Raw genomic sequence first — 4000 nt, forward strand, 5'->3', positions numbered from 1 at the left:
GGGACTGAGACACGGCCCAGACTCCTACGGGAGGCAGCAGTGGGGAATATTGCACAATGGGCGAAGTTGCTGGGCATTTCGCTCCCCCGTGGCATTACTACCTCACTATGAGGCGTGGCTAAGCATCGCTGCGACACGTAGATATGGGAGGTCGCCGCCCTGTAATCTGCATAAAATAGGACTGCTGACGGGCTGTTAATATTGCAAATGGTCCTTTGTGTGGCCGGTCGGGCCCGTTCGGATCTCGTGAAAAAGGGTGACGCGCCGAGGCCTTTCCTGCGCGTAGATTGTTCGCAGCAGTCGGTCTGCATTCGAGGGTTCCGGGAAGGGTATGGAAAGGACCGAAGAAATTCTCACCACCGGGGAATTACTGATCGCCATCATGGCGCTGGTGTCGCCCGGGTTCGCCCGGGAAACGGGGCGGACGCCGAGCCCCGCACCCGCCGCACACGGCAAGGGACCGGAACACCGCGCGGAAGGAATCCGTCATGCTGAGCGCGACCAGTGAGGTCCTGGTGACCGGCCTCGGCGCGACCACCCCCCTGGGAGGCACAACTGCCCGTCCCGATCGCCGGAAACATGTGTGAGGACCCCACCGGGCTGCTGGACCGCAGTCAGGCGGCCGCGGTGGTGGCGGCCAGGGAGGCGTGGGCGGACGCCGGCGCCCCCGAGGTCGAGGCCGAACGGCTCGCCGTGGTCGTGGGGACGGGCATCGGCGGCGGTCTCACCCTCCTCGAACAGGAGGACCGGCTGGAGCAACGGGGCCCCCGCGCCATCTCACCGCACACCGTGCCCCGGCTGATGCCCAACGGCGGTGGGTGCCCATCCGGCGGTCACCGCCTGCAAGTCCGCCACCGGTCACCTGCTCGGCGCCTCCGGCGCGGTCGAGGCGGTCTTCACCGTCCTGACGCTGGTGCACGGCCTCGTCCCGGCGGTCCGCAACCCGGAGAAGGTCTCGGACGGGATCGACCTGGACCTGGTGTGGGCCACAACGTGGTCCTCGCCTTCACGCGTCAGCGTCCGCGCCGGACCGGAGCAGGCCACTAGCGGACGCCGACCCGGTCCCGGCAGGCCGTCAGGACGCGGGCGACGGACACCGGATGGCTCAGCTGGGGGCAGTGCCCGGCGTCCTCGATCAGCGTGACCGGCGCGTCCACAGGTTCGGCCAGGGGGTCCTGCGACCCCACGACGATCTCCACGGGCACCCGCGACTCCCGCAGCACCCGGCGCAGTTCCGCGCGTTCCCCGTGGGCCGCGCGCAGGGCTGCGGCCGCCCGGCGCGCGGCCCCCGCACGCCGCAGGTCCAGCGCGACGGCATCGAGCCCGGCGTCCTGCGGCAGACCGAGCGCACGGCCCAGCCGGGACGCGGGAGCCGCGCGCAGCAGCGGCACGGCCAGCGGGGACCGGAGCACCGCGGCGGACGGCGGCTGAAGGAAGGCCGGTGAGACCAGCACGAGCCCCGCGAGCCGGTCGGGCCGGGCCGCGGCGTACCGCAGCGCGGGGCCGCACGCGAACGAGTGCGCCACGAGCACCGGCCGGCTCTCCACCGGGCCCAGCAACTCGGCGAGCCACTCCTCGACGGGCCGCCCGCCCGGTCCCGACCTGCCGAAGCCGGGCAGATCGGGAACGAGCGAGGGGGCGTCCAGCCGGTCCACGGTCCGCGCCCACGCGTCGCCGCTCAGCGGCAGCCCGTGCAGCAGTACGTATCCGGGGTGCCGGCGTTCGCCCGTCACCCAGGTCCGGCCGCCGCCCACGTCGTCGAAGCCGTAGGGACGGCGGCAGGGCGCGCTGCGGCCGAAGTGGGTGGCGACAAGGTCGTCGGCCCACCGGCGCAGGGCCGTCGCCACCGGTTCCATGGACAGTCCGTGCGCTTCTGACAGGGCGTGGGCGGAGGCCGTGTCGTAGCGGTCGGCCGACAGGAACGAGAGGGTCTCGGGGTCCGTCCGGGTGATCGCACGCGGCAGCCTGCGCAGCACACCCACCGGGATCGACCGGCGGGGCGGGCGCACCCCCATGTGCCCGGCGAGCAGGCCGACCAGCTTCGGCAGTTCGGGCGTCGAGTCGTCCAGCACGTAGTAGGTGCGGCCGGCGCTCTCCTCGTCCTCGGGAAGTGCGGCCAGGAAGCGGACGAAGTGGTCCAGGGTCACCACCGGGACGAAGACCTCGGGGCCGCCGGGCAGCGCGGGCAGCCGCCCCTGCCACAGATCGGCGACCACCGCGGCCAGGCCGAGGTACTGCCCGGGCCCGATCACCGTGCTGGGGTTGGCGAGGCTCAGCGGCACCCCCAGCTCGCGGGCGCGTGCCCGTACCGCGGTGTCACCCTCCTGCTTGGACGCCTCGTAGGCACCGTGGGTGCGGTAGTCCGGCGGCCCGCTGGGCGCGGCGGTCATGCGGTAGCCGCTGATGTGGACCAGCCGTCGCAGCTTCGGCAGGGCGGCCGCCCACTCGACCACGTGCACGGCCCCCGTCACGTTGACCGCGCGTGCCTCGGCGGCCTCCATGCCGAACGCGAACCGCGCGGCCGTGTTGTAGACGTCCCGCACCCCCGACAGTCCCTCTTCGGGGAGGCCGAGACCGGGGGTGGTGATGTCGGTCCGGACGACCGTCAGGGCCGTGCGGTCCACCCCTTGTTCGTCGAGCCACGCCGTCAGTCCCGCATCGGACCCGCGCACCGCGGCCGCCACCCCGTGGCCCCGGCGCAGGAGTTCCGCCACCAGGGAGCGGCCGATGAACCCCCCGGCACCGAAGACGATCGAGTCCGCGAGCATGCTGTCTCCTTGCCGGGCTCAGGAATGCCCCAACCGTAGCGAAACACCGCCGACGAAGGCGGCGGAACATACCCGCACCACACGATCGGGGGCGGTCCACGTGCCGTCAGGGACGGTGCCGCGGGATCACCGTCCCGCCCAGCTCGGCCGCCCGGCGCACGAACGTCCCGTGCAGGTCCCGCGCCGCCTGCGGTACTTCCTCGACAAGGACGACCGGTACCGCCGCACCGGAGAGTTCCTGGAGATCGTACGGGGACTGTGGGAGGGCAGGACGGCCGATCTGGCGGGCGAGCACCTGCGGGTCGAGGACGCGAGGCTGGCCAGGGTGCCCGATCCGGTGCCCGAGGTGTGCTTCGGGGGGCCTGGATCCGGAGGCTCGCGGAACGGACGGGGCGCACGCTGCGGTTCGGGATCCGGCTGCACGTCATCACCCGGGACGTCTCAGCGCAGGCCTGGGCCGAGGCCGACCGGCTCCTGGCCGGGTGCTGGCCCCGCACGGGGGCCGTCGGGACGCACTGGAGATCCCCCCCGACCTCTGGGTGGGCATCGGGCTCGTACGCGGTGGTGCAGGCACCGCGCTGGTCGGCTCGCACGACGAGGTCGCCACGCGGATCAAGGAGTACGCGGCGCTGGGGATCGAGGAGTTCGTGCAGTCCGGGTATCCGCACCTCGAGGAGGCGTACCGGTTCGGGGAGGGGGTACTGCCCCGGCTGGCCGCGGACGGGGTGTGGCGGCATCCCGCCGGAACGGCCGAGACCCCGACGGCCCGGATACCGTTCGCGTCCTGACCGCTTCCGGAGGAGGACGGCGTTCAGGTTCGGCGTCGGCCGGTCCGTCGCTCATACGGCGGGACAGTGTGCGGAGGTCTTCCCGATCCGGCGGCCGTCCCGGGCGGTGACGGCCACCGGTCGGGGCTCGGCGTCCGGGGCGGCGATGCGCTGGGCCGCGTCGGCCGTGCAGACGATCTGGGCCGCCGCCAGTCGGGCACCGTCCGACCCGGCTACCGGCCCCGACAGTTCGACGAAGATCCCGCCGTCCCGCTCGGTCACCGTCACGGCGTCCTCCGGTCCTGCGACCGGGGGTACGCCGGTCGCAGACGAACAGTTCGAGCGCGGTCGGGTCGTCGAGCGCCCGCCGCACCCGGCCGCGTCGCCATCGCCTTCGGCATCGTTGTCGTCGTCGCGCCAGGCGGCCCGGGAGGATGCCTGGGTGATGAAGTCGGCGGAGACGGT

Annotated in this window: 4 protein-coding genes and 2 pseudogenes; 4 read left to right on the forward strand and 2 right to left on the reverse strand. The window is 72.8% G+C overall.

The window, feature by feature from the left end; translation table 11 throughout:
* Positions 1–331 precede the first annotated feature (331 nt).
* From ABZ646_RS42015 to ABZ646_RS42025, 3 genes and pseudogenes are all read left to right on the forward strand, one after another.
* On the forward strand, positions 332–508 hold the full coding sequence (locus ABZ646_RS42015) for a hypothetical protein (protein WP_360531700.1): 177 nt from the start codon (positions 332–334) through the stop codon (positions 506–508).
* Positions 489–813 (forward strand): annotated as a pseudogene (locus ABZ646_RS42020) (beta-ketoacyl synthase N-terminal-like domain-containing protein); the annotation flags it as partial. The gene ABZ646_RS42015 and the pseudogene ABZ646_RS42020, both read left to right, overlap by 20 nt.
* Before the next feature lies 1 nt (position 814).
* Positions 815–1144 (forward strand): hypothetical protein, encoded by a 330-nt coding sequence (locus ABZ646_RS42025; protein WP_360531697.1) that lies wholly within the window; start codon positions 815–817, stop codon positions 1142–1144.
* On the opposite strand, the gene ABZ646_RS42030 is transcribed toward ABZ646_RS42025, so the two are convergent.
* Complete coding sequence (locus ABZ646_RS42030) at positions 1044–2768, reverse strand: alpha/beta fold hydrolase (protein ID WP_360531691.1); 1725 nt, start codon at positions 2766–2768, stop codon at positions 1044–1046. The two genes, ABZ646_RS42025 and ABZ646_RS42030, sit on opposite strands and share 101 nt — an antisense overlap.
* Before the next feature lie 196 nt (positions 2769–2964).
* On the opposite strand from ABZ646_RS42030, the pseudogene ABZ646_RS42035 reads away from it, so the two are divergent.
* Positions 2965–3556: pseudogene (locus tag ABZ646_RS42035) on the forward strand (LLM class flavin-dependent oxidoreductase); the annotation flags it as partial.
* 51 nt (positions 3557–3607) lie between these two features.
* Here ABZ646_RS42035 and ABZ646_RS42040 read toward each other — a convergent pair.
* Positions 3608–4000, reverse strand: a 393-nt coding sequence (locus tag ABZ646_RS42040) for a hypothetical protein (protein ID WP_360531694.1), incomplete at its 5' end; no start/stop codon positions are given.

The organism is Streptomyces sp. NPDC007162 (assembly GCF_040634175.1).
Taxonomy (GTDB): Bacteria; Actinomycetota; Actinomycetes; order Streptomycetales; family Streptomycetaceae; genus Streptomyces.

Excerpts from the sequence above, each read along its gene's own strand:
- ABZ646_RS42015 (WP_360531700.1), top strand. The coding sequence starts at position 332 with ATGGAAAGGACCGAAGAAATTCTCACCACCGGGGAATTACTGATCGCC.
- ABZ646_RS42030 (WP_360531691.1), bottom strand. The coding sequence starts at position 2,768 with ATGCTCGCGGACTCGATCGTCTTCGGTGCCGGGGGGTTCATCGGCCGC.